Source organism: Microbacterium sp. KHB019 (genome assembly GCF_037285405.1).
GTDB lineage: Bacteria > Actinomycetota > Actinomycetes > Actinomycetales > Microbacteriaceae > Microbacterium.
On sequence record NZ_JBBDHF010000001.1, the window covers coordinates 712,483 to 732,884 of the forward strand.

Sequence of the window (20,402 nt, forward strand, 5' to 3'; positions counted from 1 at the left end):
CCGCTGTATGGGCATGCCGCGTCCGCATTCCGCAGATGGAATGGACCGCGGAGTAGCCTGATCCGATGAGCTCTGCGCAGTCCGACCTTCCCGAACCGAACGCCGAGACACCCGCAGACGCGACGCCGGAGGAGACCGCTGCTCCCCGGCGTGCCGGATTCACCTACGCGCTCGGTCGTGCGGTGATCAGACCCCTTGCGCGCCTCATCTACCGGCCACGTGTCGAAGGGCGCGACAAGGTCCCGGTCGACGGGCCCGTCATCTTCGCGAGCAACCATCTCTCCTTCATCGACTCGATCGCCATCCCCGTCGCCGCTCCTCGGCCGGTGCACTTCCTCGCGAAGTCCTCCTACTTCGAGGGCCATGGGTTCACCGGGGCGGTCAAGCGCAACTTCTTCCAGTCGATCGGCGCGATCCCGGTGCGCCGCGGCGCTGGTCAGGCTGCTCTCGACGCGCTGGATCAGCAGCGTCGGCTGCTCGACGAGGGTCTCACGGTCGCGTTGTACCCCGAGGGCACCCGGTCTACGGATGGACGCCTCTACAAGGGCCGCACCGGCGTCGCCTTCCTGGCGCTGCAGACGGGCGCTCCCGTCGTCCCGGTCGGGCTCATCGGCACGGACAAGGTGATGCCCAAAGGCGCAACGATTCCCTCCATGAAGGAACGGATCACGGTCCGCTTCGGAGACCCGATCGACGTCTCAGTGCACGGACCGGCCGCAAGCGGCAAGGCGCGACGACTGGCCACGGATGAGATCATGGCCGGCATCCACGCCCTCAGCGAGCAGGAGCTCGCCGGCGTGTACAACGAGCCGCCGGCGCAGACCCCGATCGAGAAGATCAAGCAGGCGCTCCCCCACGAGCGCCGCTGACGGGTCAGCGCGACGTCACGACTGCTTCGTGGCGCACAGGGAAGTTCACCGAGTTCGCGATGAAGCACATGCGGTTCGCCTCGGCGTGAGCGTGCTCTGCCCGTTCGATCATCGACGGATCAGCCACGACGACCTCTGGGCGAAGCAGCACATCCGTGAACGCCGCACCGCTGCGGCCGTCCTCGGTCATGACGCCGGTGGCGCGGTCCTGGTAAGAGACGACCACCACGCCGGCGGTCACGCACGCGTGCAGGTACGACAGCAGATGACACTCGGACAACGCCGCGAGCAGCATGTCCTCGGGGTTCCATCGCGACGGGTCTCCCCGGAAGGGCTTGTCAGCGGATGCCAGCACGTCGGGCTTGCCATCGACCGAGAGCGTCACATCCCGGGAGTAGTCGCGGTAGCCGCTCGTGCCGGTGCCGAGGTTGCCGTTCCAGGTCGCGGTGAGTGCGTAGCGGTGTTCGCCGAGAGTCATGGCGCCAGTCTCGCACGCCGTAGACCTCGTGGCGCTGGTGTGGCCGTTAGGCTGGAGCCGTGCTGGAGACTCTCACCGTCGCGGATGCCGTTGAACTCGCTGTCGTCGAACGCAGCGGCTTCGTCGAATCCCGCCACGCGGGTGCCGCGATCGTCATGTCGCCGGACGGCGAGGTGGTCCGCAAGCTCGGCGACCCCGATTCGCTGTTCCTGCCGCGTTCAAGCCTGAAGCCGCTGCAGGCGATCGCCTGCATCACCGCGGGCGCCGAACTCGCCGGCGAGCAGCTCGCGCTGGCGACGGCGAGCCATGTCGGCACCGAACGTCATGCGAACGTCGTTCGCGAGATCCTCACCGGCGGCGGCTTGACCGAGGACCATCTCGCATGCCCTCCGGCGTGGCCGAGCGACAGCGCTTCTCGTGACGAACTCGTGCGCGAACACGGGCAGCCCTCCCGCATCCGCATGACCTGCTCCGGCAAGCATGCGGCGATGCTGCGCGCCTGTGTCGCCACGGGCTGGCGAACCGATGGCTACCTGGATCAGCTGCACCCCATGCAGGCTCACATCCGCGAGGTCGTCGAACGGCTGACCGGTGAGAAGATCGCGCACACGTCTGTCGACGGCTGCGGCGCGCCCGTTCACGCGATCACCCTCACCGGTCTCGCACGGGCCATGCACCGCATCGGGACGGCGTCGGAGCGCTCCCCCTTCGCCCTGCACCGTGTCGCCGGAACTCTGGTGCGAGCCGTGAAGGAGAACCCCTGGACGATCGAGGGCCCTGGTAAGCCCGACACGGTCGCGATCGAGAAGCTCGGCGTCTTCGCCAAGGGCGGCGCCGAGGGTGTCATGGTCATGATCGCCCCGAGCGGCGCGACGGTCGCGCTGAAGATGCTCGACGGTGCGGCGCGGGCCTCGACGATCGTCGCCGCGACGCTTCTCGCACGCGCAGGAGCAGTCAGCGACGCCGACGCGGCCTCGCTGGCCGAAGCACTTCCCCTCGCCGTCCTCGGCGGTGGGAGCGACGTCGGGATGATCCGTCCCGGCGCCGGTATCTGATGCCCTGACCCTGGGCCGTACGATCCCCTCGACGATGAGGGGTGGAGAGGAAATCACGATGAGGATCAGCGTCCCCACCGAGATCAAGAACAACGAGTACCGCGTCGCGCTCACCCCGTCGGGCGTGCACGATCTGGTCTCCGCCGGTCACGAGGTCTTCGTGCAGTCCGGCGCCGGAATCGGCTCGTCCATGCCGGATGAGGAGTACTCCGACGCCGGCGCGACACTGCTGGACGACGCGGCCGAGGTGTGGGCCCGCGCGGAGCTGCTGCTCAAGGTCAAAGAACCGATCGCGAGCGAGTACGAGTACTTCCGCGACGATCTCGCCCTCTTCACATACCTTCACCTCGCCGCCGATCGTCCGCTGACCGAGCGATTGATCGCCAGCGGGATCACGGCCATCGCCTACGAGACGGTGCAGCTGCCGAACGGCAGCCTGCCGCTGCTGGCGCCGATGAGCGAGGTCGCCGGTCGCCTCGCTCCCCTGGTCGGTGCGAACACTCTGATGCGCTCGAACGGCGGCATCGGCCTGCTGATGTCCGGCGTGCCTGGTACGCGCCCCGCAACGGTCACCGTGATCGGCGGTGGCGTCGCAGGCGCCAATGCAGCGGTCATCGCGAGCGGCATGGGCGCGGACGTCACGGTCTTCGACACGAACATCCCGCGCCTGCGGATGCTGGACGATCACTTCGGCGGGCGGGTGAAGACCGCGGCATCCAATCCCCTCGATCTACGGCGTGCCGTGCTGGACTCGGACCTCGTGATCGGTTCCGTGCTCATCCCCGGTGCACGCGCTCCGAAACTGGTCACGAACGAGATGGTCTCCCAGATGCGGCCAGGCAGCGTCCTCGTCGACATCGCCGTCGACCAGGGCGGATGCTTCGAAGACACGCATGCCACGACCCATGCCGACCCGACGTTCGCCGTGCACGACACGGTGTTCTACTGCGTAGCGAATATGCCAGGCGCGGTGCCGAACACCTCGACGTCAGCGCTGACGAACGCGACGCTGCCGTACGTGCGGAGGATCGCCGCGCACGGCTGGCGCAGCGCACTCGGCGCCGACCCCGCTCTCGCTGCCGGCCTGAACGTGACGAGCGGCACTGTCGTCAACGAGGGCGTCGCCGTCGCGCACGGGTTGGGTGCGCAGCCTGTGAGCTCAGTGCTCTGAGTCTGCTCCCGCCTGAGCGCCGGCAGTGCTCGGGTCGAGCTCGGGGATGATCACGCGCTCAGGTGCCCGGCCGTCGACGATGCTCCAGGCTCTGCCCCTGTGCGTTTCAGCGTACGGGGGCAGTTCACGGCATCCGGCGAGTGATCGCAGCTCCGATGCGCACTCGGCAAGCACGAGCATCTCGCCCTCCGCACGTACACGCTGCCAGAGCGCCCACTGGCGTTGCCAGCTCTCGGCGTCGCCGACGATGATCTGCGTACCGTGAGCATCGGCCGCAGAGTCTCCGACGGGTGCGACCTCGCTCTGCGGATGTGCACGCCGCAGGCATTCCACGGCTCGGCGCACACCGGGTGCGACGACACCGACGAGTTCGGCCGACGGCTTCCATCGGTGCCCCTCGTCGCCCAAGGCGACCTTCGGCGAGCGATCGGTCCACGCGATCTGAACCTCGGTGTCCCCGACGCGCGCACGCCCCGGCAAGCGGCCGCGAACGTATCCGTCGTTGTCTCCCCCCGCGGCCAGATGCTCAAGCTTCGTGCCCGTGCGCAGTATCATACGAGTCGGCAGCGCGTCCATGACCCGCGCCAGCTGCCCTGACACACGCCCCGTCGCCAGCGCGAAAGTCATCCGCCGTGCCGCACCCGCGCGGACGAGCGTCTCCAGCCGCTCCACGAACGCCATGCTGTGATCGGAGGGCAACCGGCCGACCAGCTGATCCAGGTCGTCGCACAGCACCAGCCGCGGCGACGCACGCCCGGCGGACAGGTCGGCCACAGCATCCCACGCCTGCTCTGGGTCCGCCGTCACCCACAGCGCATCGGGGCTCTGCGCCGCCAGCACGCGCAGCACGCCGGAACGGCCTGATCCGCTCCCGCCGACGATCGCGAGTCCTCTGTCGCGCCCCGCATGAAGGATCACCGGTCGCTGCCACTGCTGCTCCGGCTCGTCACCGAGTCCGACGAGCAGTACGCCGTCCTCGGCGTTGCCGGTCACCTCGGGGTGCTGAAGCTCGAGCTGCTCGATAGGGAGTCGATGCGGAAGTGACGGCAGCCACGGGCTGGCTGGAGGGACGGCATCCGCCCACCGTGCTCCGACTGCACGCAGATCTGAAACGCCGGTGAGGGCGATGCGCGTGGCGATCGGTCGCTCGTCCTGAGATCGCCGGACGAATGCGAGTCCGCGCGACTCCGCGCCACCGGAGAGCTCGGCGGCGTCATCCGTGCCGATCACCAGACGACTGTCTGCGGCGTCGGCGACACGCAGGCTCACCCGCAGAGGGCAGTTCGCCGCAAGCGCGTCCCGGATCACTCCGGCGGCGCGCTGCGTGCCCAGGATCAGATGCATGCCGAGCGCACGGCCTCGCGCGGCGATGTCTGTGAAGACGACGGCGAGATCGGGATGCTCCTGCAGCAGCGCAGCGAACTCGTCGACGACGATGACGAGCCTGCCCATGCGTCCGGCCGTCTCTGTGATGCTGCGTGCCCCGAGATCGGCGAGCAGAGTCTCTCGTCGGCGCAGCTCGGCGGTGAGGCTCTGCACTCCGCGCCGAGCACCGTGGTCATCGAGATCCGTGATGACGGCGGTGACATGCGGCAACTCGCGCAGCGGGTCGAAGGCTGTGCCGCCCTTGAAGTCGGCGAGCACGAACGCCACCTGCTCGGGACTGTGCGCGTGCGCGATCGCAGTGACCCAGGTCACGAGCAGTTCGCTCTTGCCCGAGCCCGTCATTCCCGTGACGATCGCATGCGGCCCGTCCTCGACGAGGTCGACCGCGTGCGATGCGGTCTCGGTCTGCCCGATCACGGCGAGGAGACCGGTCGCGTCCCCGACCGGGGTCAGGTCGCCGAGGGCCACATGGTCGGGAAGCTGCGCGACCTCCCCCTCGCGCTCGACACTCGAAGCCGCGATCGCCACGGTCTGCGGCCGCGACAGGCACTCCACTGCGATGTCCTCCAGCCCCGCCGCCGTACGCAGCCGCGCCCGCGACGGATCGATGCAGTCTATGATCGTGGTCACGCCCTCCGGCACGTCACCGTCGACGTCACGCAGTCGGATCTGGGCTGCAGCATCCGGCACTTCTTCGTCACCGATCACGACGGCGAGCCGCCACGCACCACGCCGTGCTCGTCCGGCGTGCGGAAAGCCGGCGAGGCCGAGTGGTTCGAGGGCGCCGCCGGACAGTGCCAGTTGCGAGGGAGCATGCTGCAGACACAGCTGCACGACCAGTGCGCGCGCTGCAGCGGTCACGACCGGAAGCGGACCACGCAGGCACACGCCCCGCCCCATCGGCACCGCGATCGGCGCGTCGGAGATCGCTGCGGCACGCTCACGGAAGTCGCGCGAACGCTCCGTGTCGTCGCCGTGCACGCGCAGGGCACTCGGACGGTCCCCCGAACCGATGACGACGGGCGTGCCCGCGTCGACCGGCTGCAGGTCGCGCAACGGCGGCTCCCGCAGAGACGACGCGACGTCGGGGAAGCTGCGTCGCATCTCACGCCGCTCCCGGCGGTGTCTGCGCTGGAGCTCCTGCTCCGCCGCGCTCCAGGCGTGCATCTCGCGCTCAGCGGCCAGCCGGCGCGCTCTGCGCCGACTGCGGATGCCATCCAGCAGGGAAGCGCCGATCATCAGCGGCCCGAGAGCGGCGAAGCACAGCGAGAAGATCGAGCCGGTGATGAGCCACAGGACGACGCCTGCGGCAATGGGCACCACGGCTGCGAGGAAGGGCACCGGCTGCCGTGGGGGTTCTTCAGCCGCGGCGGGAAGCGAAAGGGATTGGAGGTCCATCCCCCCATCTGAGGGGAACCGCGATCAGCGGATGCTGTTGTGCACAGCCGTTCGGGCTATTCGGCCGATTCGTCGGATGTGGAGGGCGAGTCCGCTGCTGCGGGCGCGTCGATCGTGTCGACCTTGGCGGTGACGGCATCCGCCTCATCGTCCTGTCCTGTGCGCTCGATCTTCACGACGATCAACGTGACGTTGTCGCGCCCGCCGTTCTCGAGGGCGGCTGCGAGCATCGCGTCGACGGCTGCTGCCGGGTCGGCGTTCTCGCGAAGGAAGTGCTGGATGCCGTAGTCCGTGAGCTCCTTCGTGAGCCCATCGGAGCAGATGACGAACCGGTCGCCGTCCAGTGCCTCGATGCCGAGGTAGTCCGGCGGCGTGAGCTCACTCGCGCCGACCGCACGCGTGATGACGTTGCTGTAGGGGTGGCTCTCCGCTTCCTCCGGGCTGAGGCGACCCGAGCTGATCAGTTCCTGCACGACGGAATGATCGGTCGTGACCTGGACCAGCCGCTGATCGCGCATCAGGTAGACGCGGGAGTCGCCGATGTTCAGCGACACCCAACGGGGCTCGCCGTCGGTGATGTCGAAGAAGATACCGGTGAGCGTCGTCCCGGTTCCCTCGTCCGTGGTCTCGGGGTGCGCGGCGATGTCCTCCACCGCGTGTTCCAGCGCGGCCTCGATCGCGTCCGTGGTCACACCGCCCGAGTCCACGACGTCCTTCAGACGCGTGATCGTGCTCTGGCTTGCGATCTCTCCACCTGCGTGTCCGCCCATACCGTCGGCGACGACGAAGAGCGGGAACTCGGCGAGGAAGGCGTCCTGATTGTTGTCGCGGCGGCGACCGGTGTCGGTCGCTCCCGCCCAGGTGAGGCTGATCTCATCATCATCTGCAACGGCGACGCTGTGCGAATGCGTGGTCGTCTCAGACAAAGGGATCCTCCGGGGTCGATGCGGCGTTGCGAGCCATACGTCTACGTTATCGGAGCCACGGCTCTCACATGACGAAGGACCCTCGATTGCTCGAGGGCCCTTCGTGCGCCATCAGGCGGGCGGCTGGTTGGGGTCCGCGGGCGGAGTCGGCGGTGCAGGCGGTGCTGCCGGAGGCGGCGTGGTCGGCGGAGTGGTCGGAGCCGCCGGAGGAGCAGCCGGCGCCGAGGGAGGCGGCGTGGGCGCTCCCGGCGCTGCCGGAGGCGTCTGCGGAGCTGCAGGAGGCGTCTGCGGAGCGGCCGGGGGCTGGTAGCCGGGCTGCTGGTAACCGGGAGTCGGAGGCTGGTATCCGGGAGCCTGCTGGGGGTAACCACCGGGCTGCTGGTAGCCCTGCGGAGCACCATAGCCGGGCGCCGCACCGGGCGCTGCGGCGGCGGACGGCTGGACGGGTACGCCGTCCCACACCGTGCGGTCGCCGAAGAAGCCGTTGCCGGCCCACTGTGCCGGAGCGATCTGCGCGTTCCAGCGCGACTTGTCGAAGGCGTTGATACCGAGCCAGACGAGCGTCGTGATCCCCGCGGTCAAGATGCCGAGCGCGTAGAGGACCACGAACCCAGCGCCCTTGTTGAGCTTGAGTCCGACGCGGTACGCCGCGAGCACCATCAATACGAACGAGGCAAGGCCGAGCAACTGACCGATGACCGGAAGCCAGCTGAGCAGAATGGATGCCCCAGCCGCGTACAGAATCAGCCACGGACTCATGTCGCCGAGCTTGAGGAAGATCATGCTGTTGTAGACCGGGATCCAGGCGCGCCACTTGCCCTGCACCCCTGCCTTCTCGAAGATGTTCATCAGGAACAGCGACGAGATCACGTAGATGACCAGCGCGATGATCGGAACGATCAGAAGCAGGAAAGCGAGAAACGCGAACGCTCCGCCGTCGTCGTAGTAAGAGTTCATGAGCCCCTCCGTAGTGAACGACGCGTTCCGCATCGCGTGAAACACACTAGCGTGACCGGTGCATAGCGCAACAGGCACACGCTGTCCTGGTCAGGAAGCGACCAGTTCGACGATGCCGTCTTCAGCAGCATCGCGGATCTCGATCGCGCGACCGGAAGCCCACTTGCGCAGGCCTGCGAGCGAGCGCACCCGCGGCCGATCCTCCGCGAGGGCCCGCACGAGCTCACCCTTCGCCTTCTTGTTGAAGTGGTTCAGCGCCCGTCCTGAGGCGGTCACGACGCGGACGTACGTCGAGGGGACGGATGCCGGCACCGGCCCGAGCGCGACGTACGCTTCGCTCCGCAGATCGAGCACGAATGCCGGTGCTTCCTGCGCGATCGCCGAACTTACGGCCTCGGCCCAGTGCCGTCGCAGGGGCGCGAACCCCGGAAGCGACGTCCCGGCAGCCAGACGATAGGACGGGATGCCGTCCAACGCGCCGACCGGACCGAACGGCGCCGCATGCACCCAGGCGTGCGCGCCCAGCCATCGCCGTGACGGAGCGCTCAGCGTCCCGGCATCCAGAGCGTCGTAGAGGACGCCGGTGTAGCGATCGACGGCCGGCATCGTCGCTGAGGCGCGCAGCATCCGGTTGTGTTCGATGTCGCCGACCTGACGGTCGCTCAGCTTCAGTACGCGCTGCGACTCGCCGGCATCCGCCGCAAGCGCGACGAGCGCTTCCACGACCGCCTCGCGCTGAGGCGCGAGCACGGGCAGACCGAGATCGTCGAACGCGAGCGGCGCACCGGAGCCACCAGGGCGCTTGGTCTCCGACGGAGGGAGAAGTACCTTCATGTCTCCTCGCACAGGCGAGAACGCGCCCGTCCGCCACCCGGATGGGTGACGGACGAGCGCGTTCGCGGTGGGTGTATCAGGCGATGAGCGCCGCGTTGCCGGCGACGATCGTGAGCTGGCTGCCCTCCATGGAGAGGAAGCCGTCCTGAGCGTTGGCGAGCACCTTCGTTCCGTCGAGCTGCGTGATGCGGACCTCGCCCTCGGCGAGGATCGCGAGGATCGGCTCGTGGCCGGTCATGATGCCGATCTCGCCCTCGACGGTCTTGGCGACGACGAGCGACGCCTCTCCCGTCCAGACCTCCGCGTCCGCGGAGACGAGGCTGACCTGCAATGCCATGATCAGCCGTTCTCCTTCTGGATCTGCGCCCACTTCTCTTCCACGTCGGAGATGCCGCCGACGTTGAAGAAGGCCTGCTCTGCGACGTGGTCGAAGTCGCCCTTGGCGATCGCGTCGAACGACTCGATGGTCTCCTTGAGCGGAACCGTCGAACCCTCGACACCAGTGAACTTCTTCGCCATGTAGGTGTTCTGCGAGAGGAACTGCTGGATGCGACGTGCACGCGACACGACGATCTTGTCCTCTTCGGAGAGCTCATCGACACCGAGGATGGCGATGATCTCCTGCAGTTCCTTGTTCTTCTGAAGGATCTGCTTGACCGTGGTCGCCACGCGGTAGTGGTCCTCGCCCAAGTAGCGGGGGTCCATGATGCGCGACGTCGAGGTCAGCGGGTCGATGGCCGGGTACAGACCCTTCGATGCGATCTCACGGCTCAGCTCGGTCGTCGCGTCGAGGTGCGCGAAGGTCGTGGCCGGTGCCGGGTCGGTGTAGTCGTCGGCGGGAACGTAGATCGCCTGCAGCGAGGTGATCGAGTGACCGCGGGTCGAGGTGATGCGCTCCTGGAGCACACCCATCTCGTCGGCGAGGTTCGGCTGGTAACCCACGGCGGAGGGCATGCGGCCCAGCAGCGTGGAGACCTCGGAACCGGCCTGCGTGAAGCGGAAGATGTTGTCGATGAACAGCAGCACGTCCTGCTTCTGCACGTCACGGAAGTACTCCGCCATCGTCAGAGCCGACAGGGCGACGCGAAGACGCGTTCCCGGCGGCTCGTCCATCTGGCCGAACACGAGCGCGGTCTTGTCGAAGACGCCCGCCTCCTCCATCTCGGCGATGAGGTCGTTGCCCTCACGGGTGCGCTCACCGACACCGGCGAACACGGACACACCGCCGTGGTCCTGAGCGACGCGCTGGATCATCTCCTGGATGAGGACGGTCTTGCCGACGCCGGCGCCGCCGAACAAACCGATCTTTCCACCCAGCACGTACGGGGTCAGGAGGTCGATCGACTTGATGCCGGTCTCGAACATCGTCGTCTTCGACTCGAGCTGGTCGAAGCTCGGAGCCTTGCGGTGGATGGGCCAGCGCTCGGTGATCTCGATCTGCTCACCGGGCTCGGCGTTGAGCACCTCGCCGATGACGTTGAAGACCTTGCCCTTGGTGACGTCGCCGACGGGGACCGAGATGGCCTCTCCGGTGTCGCGAACTTCCTGGCCGCGGACCATGCCGTCGGTCGGCTTCAGCGAGATGGCGCGAACCAGGTCGTCGCCGAGGTGCTGTGCGACTTCGAGCGTGATCTCGGTCGACTCGGAGCCGATCGTGATCGTGGTCTTCAGCGCGTTGTAGATGTCAGGGATCGAGTCGTGCGGGAACTCGATGTCGACGACCGGGCCCGTGACGCGTGCGACGCGCCCGACGACCGCGGTCCCAGCCTCAGCTGTGGCGGTGGGGGTCATATCTTCGTCTCTTTCTTGATGGTCTATTTGCTCGACGAGAGGGCGTCGGCGCCGCCGACGATCTCAGCGATCTGCTGCGTGATCTCCGCCTGACGCGCGTTGTTGCGCAGGCGGGTGTAGTCGGTGATGAGCTTGTCGGCGTTGTCGCTTGCGGACTTCATGGCCTTCTGCGTCGCGGCCTGCTTGGCGGCCGACGACTGCAGCAGGGCGTTGAAGACCCGGCTCTGGATGTACACCGGCAGGATCGCGTCGAGCACGGTCTCGGCATCCGGTTCGAACTCGTAGAGCGGGTAGACCGTCCCCGACGGCTCGCTGGATGCCTCGTTCTCGACGATCTCGAGCGGAAGCAGGCGCACTGTCTCGGGAGACTGCGTCATCATGCTGACGAACCGGTTGTAGACGAGGTGGAGTTCGTCGACACCGCCGTCTTCGCCACCGCGGTTGAAGGCCTCGAGCAGCGTGGCCGAGATCTCCTCTGCGGTCTTGAAATGCGGGGTATCCGTGTCGCCCGTCCACTCCGCCGCTGCCTGGATGCCGCGGAACTGGAAGTACCCGACAGCCTTGCGTCCGACGAGGTAGTACACCGGCTCGCTGCCCTGGGAGCGGATCAGCTCGCCGAGCTCCATCGCCTCGCGAAGGATCTGCGAGTTGAACGCACCGGCGAGGCCGCGGTCCGACGAGAAGATCACGACGGCGGAGCGACGGATCGTGTCGGGCTCACGGGTGAGCGGGTGGTCGACGTTGGAATACGTCGCAACGGCGGAGACGGCCTGCGTGACTGCGCGCGCGAAGGGCGACGACGCGCGCACGCGCGCCATCGCCTTCTGAATGCGCGAAGCCGCGATGAGCTCCATCGCCTTCGTGATCTTCTTGGTCGTCTGAGCAGAAGAGATCTTCTGCTTGTAGACCCGGAGTTGAGCGCCCATGGTTCAGTACCCGCGCCTTACGCGCGACGACCCTTGACGATCTTCTCCTGGTTGACGTCGTCCACATCCTGCGCGGCGTGCTCCTCGTTGCCGACGGCGCCGATGGACTGGCCCTTGCCACCCTGGAACTCGAGGATGAACGCATCGACCTGCTTGTCGAGCTCTGCGACGGTGTCGTCGCTGAGCACGTTCGTCTCACGCAGCGTGTCGAGCACGGTGGTGTTGCGACGCAGGTGGTCCAGAAGCTCACGCTCGAAGCGCAGCACGTCCGAGACCTCGATCGTGTCGAGCTTGCCGTTGGTGCCGGCCCAGATCGAGACGACCTGGTCCTCGACCGGGTACGGCGAGTACTGAGGCTGCTTGAGCAGCTCGGTCAGTCGCGCGCCGCGGTCGAGCTGGCGACGGGATGCCGCGTCGAGGTCGCTCGCGAACATCGCGAAGGCCTCGAGCGAGCGGTACTGCGCGAGCTCGAGCTTCAACGTTCCGGAGACCTTCTTGATGCTCTTGACCTGAGCGTCACCACCGACTCGCGAAACCGAGATTCCCACGTCGACCGCCGGGCGCTGGTTGGCGTTGAAGAGGTCGGACTGCAGGAAGATCTGGCCGTCGGTGATCGAGATCACGTTGGTCGGAATGTACGCCGAGACGTCGTTTGCCTTGGTCTCGATGATCGGCAGACCCGTCATGGAACCGGCACCCAGCTCGTCGGACAGCTTCGCGCAGCGCTCCAGCAGACGGGAGTGCAGGTAGAAGACGTCACCGGGGTACGCCTCGCGTCCCGGCGGACGACGCAGCAGCAGTGACACGGCGCGGTACGCCTCGGCCTGCTTCGACAGGTCGTCGAAGATGATCAGGACATGCTTGCCCTCGTACATCCAGTGCTGGCCGATGGCCGAGCCCGTGTAGGGCGCGATGTACTTGAAGCCGGCCGGGTCGGAAGCGGGAGCAGCGACGATGGTGGTGTACTCCATCGCACCGGCGTCCTCGAGCGCGCCCTTGACGGAGGCGATCGTGGAGCCCTTCTGACCGATGGCGACGTAGATGCAGCGAACCTGCTTGTTGACGTCTCCGGACTCCCAGTTGGCCTTCTGGTTGATGATCGTGTCGATCGCGATGGCCGTCTTGCCGGTCTGGCGGTCGCCGATGATCAGCTGACGCTGACCACGACCGACGGGGATCATGGCGTCGATGGCCTTGATGCCGGTCTGCATCGGCTCGTGCACGCTCTTGCGCTGCATGACGCCAGGCGCCTGCAGTTCGAGCTCGCGGCGACCCGTGGTGGCGACCTCGCCGAGGCCGTCGATCGGGTTGCCGAGCGGATCGACCACGCGGCCGAGGTAGCCGTCGCCGATCGCGACCGAGAGGACCTCGCCGGTGCGGCGAACTTCCTGACCGGCCTCGATGCCGGCGAAGTCGCCGAGGACGACCGTGCCGATCTCGTGCTCGTCGAGGTTCAGTGCGAGGCCCTGCGTTCCGTTGGCGAACGTGAGGAGCTCGTTCGCCATGACGCCGGGCAGGCCCTCGATGTGGGCGATGCCGTCCGCAGCGTCCACGACGGTGCCGACCTCGGTAGCTGCCGCGCCGGTGGGCTCGTACGCAGCGGCGAAGTCCTTCAGCGCGTCACGGATGACGTCGGGGCTGATCGAAAGTTCTGCCATTGTCTTCCCTTTGTATCTGGGTGCGCGGTTTCCCGCGCGAAGTCGTATTAGCCCGCGAGCTTCTGTCGAAGTTCGGCGAGCCGCGCGGAGATGCTGCCGTCGATGACGTCGTCGGCGACCTGCACACGCAGTCCGCCCACGACCGTGGGGTCGATCACTTCGTTGATCGAGACAGCGCCTTCATAGCGGGCTGCCAGTGCGTCGCTGAGTCGGGTGCGCTGCGTGGTCGACAGCGGCGTAGCCGTGTGAACCGTGGCCACGATGCGACCGCCCTGTGCCGAGACGATCTTCATCGCCCGGTTCAGCAGCTGGCGCACGCGGCGTCCGCGGGGCTGGCGCACCAGTGACGAGACGATGAGCACGGTCGGTGCTCCCGCCTTGCCGCCGAGCAGCTTCTCGACGAGGGCGCCCTTCGCGGTGTTGTCACCGAGACGGCCGCCGAGCGCGAGCTCGAGTTCCGCGTTCGAGGCGACGACGCCGAGGAAGGAGAACAGCTCCCCCTCGATGTCGGCAGAAGGCTCTGCGATCGCCGTTGCGCGAATGGCGAGCTCCTCGATGCCGTCGACGAGTCCGTCGGCATCCGACCAGCGCTGCCCGACAGCGGTCGTGATGACCTGCCGGGTCGCGTCAGACATACCGGCGAAGACCGACGCGACGAGCTTCTCGCGCAGGCCTGCTGGAGCAGCAGGATCCGCAAGCGCGCCGCTCAGCTGACCGGATTCGCCCACAAGACGCGCAGCGGTGAACAGCTCACCGGCCGTATCGAGGGTGACGCCCTTCGCCTGAGCGAGGGCCGCCGTCGAAGCCGCGAGTGCCTGAGTGGTCGCGCTGCCCATTACTTGGCCGCCTTCTCTGAGGCTTCGAGGTCTGCGAGGAAGCGGTCCACGACCGCGGTGGCGCGAGCGTCATCGGACAGCGTCTCTCCGACCACGCCACCGGCGAGGTCGATCGCGAGCGTGCCTACCTCGGAGCGCAGGGCGACGAGCGTCGACTGACGTTCTGCCTCGAGCTGGGTCTGCGCAGCCGCGGTGACGCGAGCAGCCTCGGTGGTCGCTGACTCCTTGGCCTCGGCGATGATCTTCTTGCCGTCCTCGCGAGCGGACTCGCGGATCTGACCGGCCTCGGTGCGTGCCTCGGCGAGCTGACGGGTGTACTCCTCAAGAGCCGCCTCCGCCTGCTTCTGCGCCTCATCGGCCTTGGCGATGTTGCCCTCGATCGCGGCGGAGCGCTCGTCGAGCATCTTCGCCACGTTCGGAAGTGCGACCTTCCACGCCACGAGCAGGATGATGACGAAGCAGACCGCGGACCAGACGATGTCGTACATCGCCGGAAGAAGCGGATTGTGCTCCGCCTCCTCGGCTGCGAGCGTGACAAGAGCGTTCAGCATCCTGTCTCCTTACGTGTGGTGGGAGGGATCAGTAGCCGAAGAGGAACGCCACGCCGATACCGACGAACGCGAGGGCCTCGGTGAAGGCGATACCGATCCACATGGTGCCCTGGAGCTTGCCGGACAGCTCAGGCTGGCGAGCAATGCCCTCGATCGTCTTGCCGACGACGATACCCACACCGATGGCCGGGCCGATGGCTGCCAGGCCGTAGCCGACGTTGGCGATCGAGCCGGTGATGTCGACGTTGATCTGGGCGAGAACAGAGATGGGATCCACTGGATCTTCCTTTCATTGTTGGGGAGCCGGGGCTCCCCGCTAGCTGTGTTTAGTGTTCTTCCGCGACTGCGAGCTGGATGTAGACCGCGGTGAGGATGGTGAAGACGTACGCCTGGAGGAAGGCCACCAGGATCTCGAAGGCCGTGAAGGCGAAGCCGAAGGCTAGCGTTCCCGCACCCAGCACCGTCCAGAAGCCGCCCATCGAGAAGATGAAGAACTGGGTCGCCGCGAAGAAGAGCACCAGCATGAGGTGGCCGACCATCATGTTCATCAGCAGTCGCAGCGTGAGCGTGACCGGACGGACGATGAAGGTCGAGATGAACTCCAGCGGCGCGACGATGATGTACAGCGCCGGCGGAACGCCGGGAGGGAAGAGCGAGTTGCGGATGAAGCCCCACGGGCTCTTGCGCACACCGGCGTAGATGAAGGTGACGTAGGAGATCACCGCGAGCAGGAGCGGAACTGCGATGATGCTCGTTCCTGCGATGTTCAGGAACGGGATGACGCCGGTGATGTTGAAGAAGAGCACCATGAAGAAGATGGTGGTCAGCAGCGGCAGGAACCTGTCGCCGTCCTTCTTCCCGATCATGTCGTGCGCGATGTTGACGCGGACGAGGTCGAAGCCCATCTCGAGCAGAGCCTGTCCACGACCGGGGACCAGCTTCAGCTTGCGGGTGCCGAGCCAGAGGATGAGCACGACGACGAGGGTCGCGAGGAACTGCACCAGGTGGATGCGGTGCACCGCGAGCGGGCCGATGTTGAAGAGGATCTCCGGGAAGAATTCCGCGATCGACGGTGGGTGGAATTCATCCGTTGCGAATCGGACGAGGAGGCTCCCGGCGTGAGTCAACATTGCTCCAGCTTCTGGGCATCGATCAAGATCGACGCGAAGATTTGGTGAGGGATTCGAGCTGAGTCGGGATTTCTCGCACGACGCAGGAAGTCGCTCAGCGAACCCGGATTCAGACTATCAAGATTTTTTCAGGCTCACGAATCCTCGCGCGCTTCCGGATCGCTCGTCGGAAGCGTCACGTCCGACACGTGCGGCACTCGGAGTCGGCTGAATGCGACAGCGTCGATGACGAGACTCACGACGATCCCCGCGACGAGCGAGAGGAAGATGACGGCGGGCACGACCCAGCTCTGGCCGCGGAGGATCACGATGGCGACGATGAAGATGACGAGCTTGAGCAGCCACCCGCCCATGACGATCCCGAAGAAGACGGTCGCGAACATCTCGCGACCGTAGAAGCGGTTGGCGATGAGCACGCTGATCGGCGTGAGCGCCAGGAAGACGACGGCGAGTCCGACACCGGTCAGACCGCTCCAGAGCCCGTCAGAGCCGGCGACGAGATAGCCGATGCCTCCCCCGAGGATGATCAGCGCCGCTGCTGCGATGCCCGTCCAGAGCAGGACGGTCCGCAGCACCGGATTGATGGCCGGGGCGGTGGGCTGGGCGGGTGAATCGCTCATCGGGTCTCCAGGGATGGGGTCGGCTCCGGCGCGCTCGATGCGCGATGGGAGGGCAGAAGGGTCACTGTCAGACAGGCAGCGGCGCCGACGACTCCGAACGCAACGCCCGGCAGGTACTGGCCCGGCCAGTCCTCGCGGGATCCGACGTACATCAGCAGCACGGCGAGTGAGATCACTGCCGTCCAGGCGTAGAAGATCAGGACGGCGTCGCGGTCGCGGTGCCCGAGATCCAGCATGCGGTGATGGAGGTGCTTGCGGTCAGGTGCGAACGGCGAGCGACCGGCGCTCATCCGCCGGAAGACGGCGAGACCGAAGTCCAGCAGCGGGAGGATCACGACGACCAGCGGGAGCAGGATCGGGATGAAAGCACCGAGCAGCTGGGAGCGCCCGAATTCCTCCGGGTCCATCGCGGCCGAGGACATCTGGCCGGTCAGGGAGATCGCCGACGTCGCCATGAGCAGTCCCATGACCAGCGCGCCCGAGTCGCCCATGAACAGCTTCGCGGGGCTCCAGTTCAGCGGCAGGAAGCCGATGCACGCGCCGATCAGGACTGCAGCGATGAACGATGCGAGGTTGAAGTAGCTCGAAGCGCCCGAGTCGCGCGTGAGGATGAACGAGTACGCGAAGAACACGCCGTTCGCGATGAGGCAGACGCCGGCGACCAGGCCGTCGAGTCCGTCGATGAAGTTCACCGCGTTCATGACGACGACGATCGCGATCATCGTCACGGCGATGCTCAACCAGCTGGAGACGATGACCATCTCCCCCAGCGGGAGCGAGAGGATCTGCAGACCGCCGACGACCGTGATGATCCCCGCCGCGAGGAACTGCGCGCCGAGCTTGATCATCCAGTCCAGGTCCCACAGATCGTCGATGACGCCGATGATCGCGATCAGAAGCGCGGCGCCCAGGATCGCCCACATGGTCTGAGGCGGGACCCAGATGATGCTGAAGAAGGGATTGGCCGCTGATACGCCGATGGCGGCGGCGATGCCGAGGAACATCGCCACTCCCCCGAGCCGCGGCGTCGGGGTCGTGTGGACGTCGCGCTCCCTGATGCCGGGGTAGAGCTTGAATCGGAGGCTGAGCTGCCAGACGGCCCAGGACATCACGAACGTGATGGTTGCCGTCAGGATGATCGTGAAGAGGTACTGCTTCACGCCGCGCCGTCCGCCGCGTCCTCCGGCTCGAGCAGATCGCCGAGGATGCTTTCGAGTCGGCGCCGGGTGACGGCGCCTTCTCGCAGCACCCGCACGCGCGGCTCGATCGCGGCATCCGCGCCCCGTCGTACCAGCGACGTCGCGTCGATGATCGTGGAGGCGACGCCGGTCTCGCTGTATCCGCCGTCGAGGTACACCGCGACGCTGTCGCCGAGCATGCCCTGCGCGTCCGCGGCCGAGATCGCTGCGGCCTTGCCGGTGAGGTTGGCGCTCGAGACCGCGAGCGGACCGGTCTCTGCCAGCAGTTCGAGAGCGACCCGCTGGTCGGGCATGCGAACCGCGACGGTGCCGAGCGTGTCTCCGAGGTCCCACGAAAGGGAGGGCTGCGCCGGGAGCACGATCGTCAGTCCGCCCGGCCAGAATTCGTCGACCAGACGCTGGACGGGTTCGGGGATCTCCTCGACGAGGGCTGCGAGTGCCGACTGCCCCGCCACCAGAACAGGCGGAGGCTGATCGCGGCCGCGTCCCTTCGCATCGAGCAGACGCTGCACCGCAGCCGGCGCGAAAGCGTCGGCAGCGACGCCGTAGACGGTGTCCGTGGGCATCACGATGAGCTCACCGCGGGCGATCGCCTGACGCGCGTGACGCATTCCGGCGAGCAGCTGAGCCTCGTCGCCGCAGTCGAAGAGAGAGGACATGACGTCGACAGTCTACGGGTTCGAACCGCAGACTCCCCGGCTCGGCGTCAGGGTTTGAGAGCAGTGGTCGCGCGGTCTCGCTGGGCGAGGTCGCGGTGGGTGGTCGTCGCACGCCAGCCGTCGGCCTCGAGCAGAGTGCGGATCTCCGCTCCCTGCAGCTCGCCGTGCTCGATCACGAGGGTTCCCCCCGAACGCAGCAGCCGGAGCGCCCGTCGGCTGAGGACGCGCACGACGTCGAGTCCGTCCGGTCCCCCGTACAGCGCCATCGCCGGGTCGTGCAGGCGCACCTCCGGGTCCCGCGGGATCGCGTCATCGGGTACGTACGGTGGATTGGAGATGACGACGGATGCCGTGCCGTCGAGTTCGCCGAGCGTGTCGGCGAGGTCCCCGTGGACGAGGGAGAGGTTCTCGGCTCCAGCGGTGTTGCGAGCCGCCCAGACGTGCGCGTCGGGTGAGAGTTCGACGGCGAAGACGCGCGAGTGCGGCACCTCCGTCGCCATCGCCAGCGCGATCGCTCCGCTGCCGGTGCAGAGGTCGACCCCGATGGGAGACGGGTCGGCATCCGCCGCCAGCGCGTCTATCGCGAACTGCGCCACGATCTCGGTCTCCGGCCGAGGCACGAACACTCCGGGGCCGACGGCGAGCTCGATGTGACGGAACGGAGCGGTGCCCGTCAGATGCTGCAGAGGTTCGCGGGCGGCACGCCGGGCGACCAGCTGCTGGAGCGCGGCGTCCTCCGGCTCGCTGAGCAGATCGCCGCGCACCATCCCGGCCTGCACCTCACCGCGACGGAGCCCGCGGATGTGTCCGATCAACAGCTCGGCGTCCACGACCGGGTCCGGTACGCCGGCTGCTGCAAGGCGCTCTGCGGCGGCGCGGACGGCGGCTGCGAGGGTCTGTTCGGGCATCCCTTCAGCGTACGTCCTCGCATCGGGCAGCCCGTCATATTGACCCCGGCGCTGCATCCGCTCGCATAGGCTGAGAGCGCACCCGTTCCGCGAACGAAAGGCCAGCCATGCCCGGCATCCACGACGACATCACGACCGCTTTCGGCAACACCCCCCTGGTGCGCCTGAACCGCGTCACCGAGGGCGTCGGGGCGACCGTGCTCGCGAAACTCGAGTTCTACAACCCCGCGTCGAGCGTGAAGGACCGCATCGGCATCGCGATGATCAACGCCGCGGAGGCATCGGGTGAGCTGAAGCCCGGCGGCACGATCGTCGAATCGACCAGCGGCAACACCGGCATCGCGCTGGCGATGGTGGGGGCTGCCCGCGGCTACAGGGTGATTCTCACGATGCCGGCATCCATGTCGAAGGAGCGTCGAGTGCTGCTGAAGGCGTTCGGCGCGGAGATCGTCCTCACCGATCCGACCAAGGGCATGAGCGGAGCGATCGAGGAGACGAAGAAGATCGTCGCCGACACCCCCGGCGCCATCTGGATCAAGCAGTTCGAGAACGCGGCGAACCCGCAGATCCACCGCGAGACCACGGCGCAGGAGATCCTCCGCGACACCGACGGCGACGTCGACATCTTCATCGCGGGCGTCGGCACCGGCGGCACGGTCACCGGCACCGGTCAGGCGCTGAAGGCGGCCAAGCCCGACGTGAAGGTCATCGCCGTCGAACCGAAGGACTCTCCCGTTCTGACCGAGGGCCACCCCGGTCCGCACAAGATCCAGGGCATCGGCCCGAACTTCGTTCCTGACGTCCTCGATCGCGAGGTGCTCGATGAGGTCATCGCCGTCGAGTTCGACGAGTCGCTGCGCCTCGCGCGCGAGCTCGCGGCGAAGGAGGGCCTGCTGGTCGGCATGTCCTCCGGTGCGGCTCTCTCGGCTGCTCTGCAGGTCGCGGCTCGGCCGGAGAACGCAGGCAAGACCATCGTCGTCGTCATGCCGGACACCGGTGAGCGCTACATCTCGACCGCGCTCTTCGAGGATCTGCGCGAGAGCTGATCCC

At 67.2% G+C, this 20,402-nt stretch carries 21 protein-coding genes; 4 read left to right on the forward strand and 17 right to left on the reverse strand.

The window, feature by feature from the left end; translation table 11 throughout:
* Positions 1-65 precede the first annotated feature (65 nt).
* On the forward strand, positions 66-869 hold the full coding sequence (locus KHB019_RS03540; RefSeq protein ID WP_230102305.1) for a lysophospholipid acyltransferase family protein: 804 nt from the start codon (positions 66-68) through the stop codon (positions 867-869).
* Positions 870-873: 4 nt separating this feature from the next.
* On the opposite strand, the gene KHB019_RS03545 is transcribed toward KHB019_RS03540, so the two are convergent.
* On the reverse strand, positions 874-1,347 hold the full coding sequence (locus tag KHB019_RS03545) for an OsmC family protein (RefSeq protein ID WP_325471429.1): 474 nt from the start codon (positions 1,345-1,347) through the stop codon (positions 874-876).
* Positions 1,348-1,406: 59 nt separating this feature from the next.
* Between KHB019_RS03545 and KHB019_RS03550 the strand changes: the two genes are divergently transcribed.
* Positions 1,407-2,402 (forward strand): asparaginase, encoded by a 996-nt coding sequence (locus KHB019_RS03550; RefSeq protein WP_337458081.1) that lies wholly within the window; start codon positions 1,407-1,409, stop codon positions 2,400-2,402.
* Between the two features lie 58 nt (positions 2,403-2,460).
* Complete coding sequence (ald, locus tag KHB019_RS03555) at positions 2,461-3,573, forward strand: alanine dehydrogenase (RefSeq protein WP_337458082.1); 1,113 nt, start codon at positions 2,461-2,463, stop codon at positions 3,571-3,573.
* Here ald and KHB019_RS03560 read toward each other — a convergent pair.
* From KHB019_RS03560 to prmC, 16 genes are all read right to left on the reverse strand, one after another.
* Positions 3,562-6,357 carry an FtsK/SpoIIIE domain-containing protein gene (locus tag KHB019_RS03560; protein WP_337458083.1) on the reverse strand — a complete coding sequence of 932 codons (2,796 nt, stop codon included), beginning with the start codon at positions 6,355-6,357 and terminating at the stop codon, positions 3,562-3,564. The genes ald and KHB019_RS03560 overlap by 12 nt on opposite strands.
* 56 nt (positions 6,358-6,413) lie before the next feature.
* Complete coding sequence (locus KHB019_RS03565) at positions 6,414-7,283, reverse strand: PP2C family protein-serine/threonine phosphatase (protein WP_325471425.1); 870 nt, start codon at positions 7,281-7,283, stop codon at positions 6,414-6,416.
* Positions 7,284-7,394: 111 nt separating this feature from the next.
* Positions 7,395-8,240, reverse strand: a complete 846-nt coding sequence (locus KHB019_RS03570) for a large exoprotein (RefSeq protein WP_337458084.1) — start codon at positions 8,238-8,240, stop codon at positions 7,395-7,397.
* A 90-nt stretch (positions 8,241-8,330) separates the two neighbouring features.
* Positions 8,331-9,074, reverse strand: coding sequence for a YaaA family protein (locus tag KHB019_RS03575; RefSeq protein WP_325471423.1), 744 nt, complete (start codon positions 9,072-9,074; stop codon positions 8,331-8,333).
* Positions 9,075-9,150: 76 nt separating this feature from the next.
* Positions 9,151-9,411 carry a F0F1 ATP synthase subunit epsilon gene (locus KHB019_RS03580; protein ID WP_194422197.1) on the reverse strand — a complete coding sequence of 87 codons (261 nt, stop codon included), beginning with the start codon at positions 9,409-9,411 and terminating at the stop codon, positions 9,151-9,153.
* Positions 9,412-9,413: 2 nt separating this feature from the next.
* Positions 9,414-10,865 (reverse strand): F0F1 ATP synthase subunit beta, encoded by a 1,452-nt coding sequence (atpD, locus tag KHB019_RS03585; protein ID WP_325471421.1) that lies wholly within the window; start codon positions 10,863-10,865, stop codon positions 9,414-9,416.
* Between the two features lie 23 nt (positions 10,866-10,888).
* On the reverse strand, positions 10,889-11,791 hold the full coding sequence (locus KHB019_RS03590) for a F0F1 ATP synthase subunit gamma (protein ID WP_230102296.1): 903 nt from the start codon (positions 11,789-11,791) through the stop codon (positions 10,889-10,891).
* A 17-nt stretch (positions 11,792-11,808) separates the two neighbouring features.
* Positions 11,809-13,449, reverse strand: coding sequence for a F0F1 ATP synthase subunit alpha (atpA, locus tag KHB019_RS03595; protein WP_230102295.1), 1,641 nt, complete (start codon positions 13,447-13,449; stop codon positions 11,809-11,811).
* A gap of 47 nt (positions 13,450-13,496) precedes the next feature.
* Entirely contained in the window at positions 13,497-14,285 is a 789-nt protein-coding gene (locus tag KHB019_RS03600) for a F0F1 ATP synthase subunit delta (RefSeq protein WP_325471420.1), read from the reverse strand.
* Positions 14,285-14,836 carry a F0F1 ATP synthase subunit B gene (locus KHB019_RS03605; RefSeq protein ID WP_230102293.1) on the reverse strand — a complete coding sequence of 184 codons (552 nt, stop codon included), beginning with the start codon at positions 14,834-14,836 and terminating at the stop codon, positions 14,285-14,287. Before KHB019_RS03605 ends, KHB019_RS03600 begins: the two co-directional genes overlap by 1 nt.
* Positions 14,837-14,864: 28 nt before the next feature.
* On the reverse strand, positions 14,865-15,113 hold the full coding sequence (gene atpE / locus KHB019_RS03610) for a F0F1 ATP synthase subunit C (protein WP_147037730.1): 249 nt from the start codon (positions 15,111-15,113) through the stop codon (positions 14,865-14,867).
* Between the two features lie 49 nt (positions 15,114-15,162).
* Complete coding sequence (gene atpB, locus KHB019_RS03615) at positions 15,163-15,966, reverse strand: F0F1 ATP synthase subunit A (RefSeq protein ID WP_230102292.1); 804 nt, start codon at positions 15,964-15,966, stop codon at positions 15,163-15,165.
* A gap of 134 nt (positions 15,967-16,100) precedes the next feature.
* Entirely contained in the window at positions 16,101-16,586 is a 486-nt protein-coding gene (locus KHB019_RS03620; protein WP_230102291.1) for a hypothetical protein, read from the reverse strand.
* Complete coding sequence (locus KHB019_RS03625) at positions 16,583-17,746, reverse strand: MraY family glycosyltransferase (RefSeq protein ID WP_337458085.1); 1,164 nt, start codon at positions 17,744-17,746, stop codon at positions 16,583-16,585. The genes KHB019_RS03620 and KHB019_RS03625 overlap by 4 nt, the downstream gene beginning before the upstream one ends.
* Entirely contained in the window at positions 17,743-18,444 is a 702-nt protein-coding gene (locus KHB019_RS03630; RefSeq protein ID WP_230102289.1) for an L-threonylcarbamoyladenylate synthase, read from the reverse strand. Before KHB019_RS03630 ends, KHB019_RS03625 begins: the two co-directional genes overlap by 4 nt.
* Before the next feature lie 47 nt (positions 18,445-18,491).
* Complete coding sequence (prmC, locus tag KHB019_RS03635; protein ID WP_230102288.1) at positions 18,492-19,352, reverse strand: peptide chain release factor N(5)-glutamine methyltransferase; 861 nt, start codon at positions 19,350-19,352, stop codon at positions 18,492-18,494.
* Between the two features lie 107 nt (positions 19,353-19,459).
* Here prmC and cysK point away from each other — a divergent pair, with 107 nt between their 5' ends.
* Positions 19,460-20,398 (forward strand): cysteine synthase A, encoded by a 939-nt coding sequence (cysK, locus tag KHB019_RS03640; protein WP_337458086.1) that lies wholly within the window; start codon positions 19,460-19,462, stop codon positions 20,396-20,398.
* Positions 20,399-20,402: the final 4 nt, after the last annotated feature.

Coding starts and splice junctions, on each gene's coding strand:
- KHB019_RS03580 (WP_194422197.1), bottom strand. CDS start 9,411: ATGGCATTGCAGGTCAGCCTCGTCTCCGCGGACGCGGAGGTCTGGACG.
- KHB019_RS03540 (WP_230102305.1), top strand. CDS start 66: ATGAGCTCTGCGCAGTCCGACCTTCCCGAACCGAACGCCGAGACACCC.
- atpD (WP_325471421.1), bottom strand. CDS start 10,865: ATGACCCCCACCGCCACAGCTGAGGCTGGGACCGCGGTCGTCGGGCGC.
- KHB019_RS03590 (WP_230102296.1), bottom strand. CDS start 11,791: ATGGGCGCTCAACTCCGGGTCTACAAGCAGAAGATCTCTTCTGCTCAG.
- atpB (WP_230102292.1), bottom strand. CDS start 15,966: ATGTTGACTCACGCCGGGAGCCTCCTCGTCCGATTCGCAACGGATGAA.
- KHB019_RS03575 (WP_325471423.1), bottom strand. CDS start 9,074: ATGAAGGTACTTCTCCCTCCGTCGGAGACCAAGCGCCCTGGTGGCTCC.
- KHB019_RS03600 (WP_325471420.1), bottom strand. CDS start 14,285: ATGGGCAGCGCGACCACTCAGGCACTCGCGGCTTCGACGGCGGCCCTC.
- atpA (WP_230102295.1), bottom strand. CDS start 13,449: ATGGCAGAACTTTCGATCAGCCCCGACGTCATCCGTGACGCGCTGAAG.
- ald (WP_337458082.1), top strand. CDS start 2,461: ATGAGGATCAGCGTCCCCACCGAGATCAAGAACAACGAGTACCGCGTC.
- KHB019_RS03605 (WP_230102293.1), bottom strand. CDS start 14,836: ATGCTGAACGCTCTTGTCACGCTCGCAGCCGAGGAGGCGGAGCACAAT.
- KHB019_RS03570 (WP_337458084.1), bottom strand. CDS start 8,240: ATGAACTCTTACTACGACGACGGCGGAGCGTTCGCGTTTCTCGCTTTC.
- KHB019_RS03620 (WP_230102291.1), bottom strand. CDS start 16,586: ATGAGCGATTCACCCGCCCAGCCCACCGCCCCGGCCATCAATCCGGTG.
- KHB019_RS03630 (WP_230102289.1), bottom strand. CDS start 18,444: ATGTCCTCTCTCTTCGACTGCGGCGACGAGGCTCAGCTGCTCGCCGGA.
- cysK (WP_337458086.1), top strand. CDS start 19,460: ATGCCCGGCATCCACGACGACATCACGACCGCTTTCGGCAACACCCCC.
- prmC (WP_230102288.1), bottom strand. CDS start 19,352: ATGCCCGAACAGACCCTCGCAGCCGCCGTCCGCGCCGCCGCAGAGCGC.
- KHB019_RS03560 (WP_337458083.1), bottom strand. CDS start 6,357: ATGGACCTCCAATCCCTTTCGCTTCCCGCCGCGGCTGAAGAACCCCCA.
- KHB019_RS03545 (WP_325471429.1), bottom strand. CDS start 1,347: ATGACTCTCGGCGAACACCGCTACGCACTCACCGCGACCTGGAACGGC.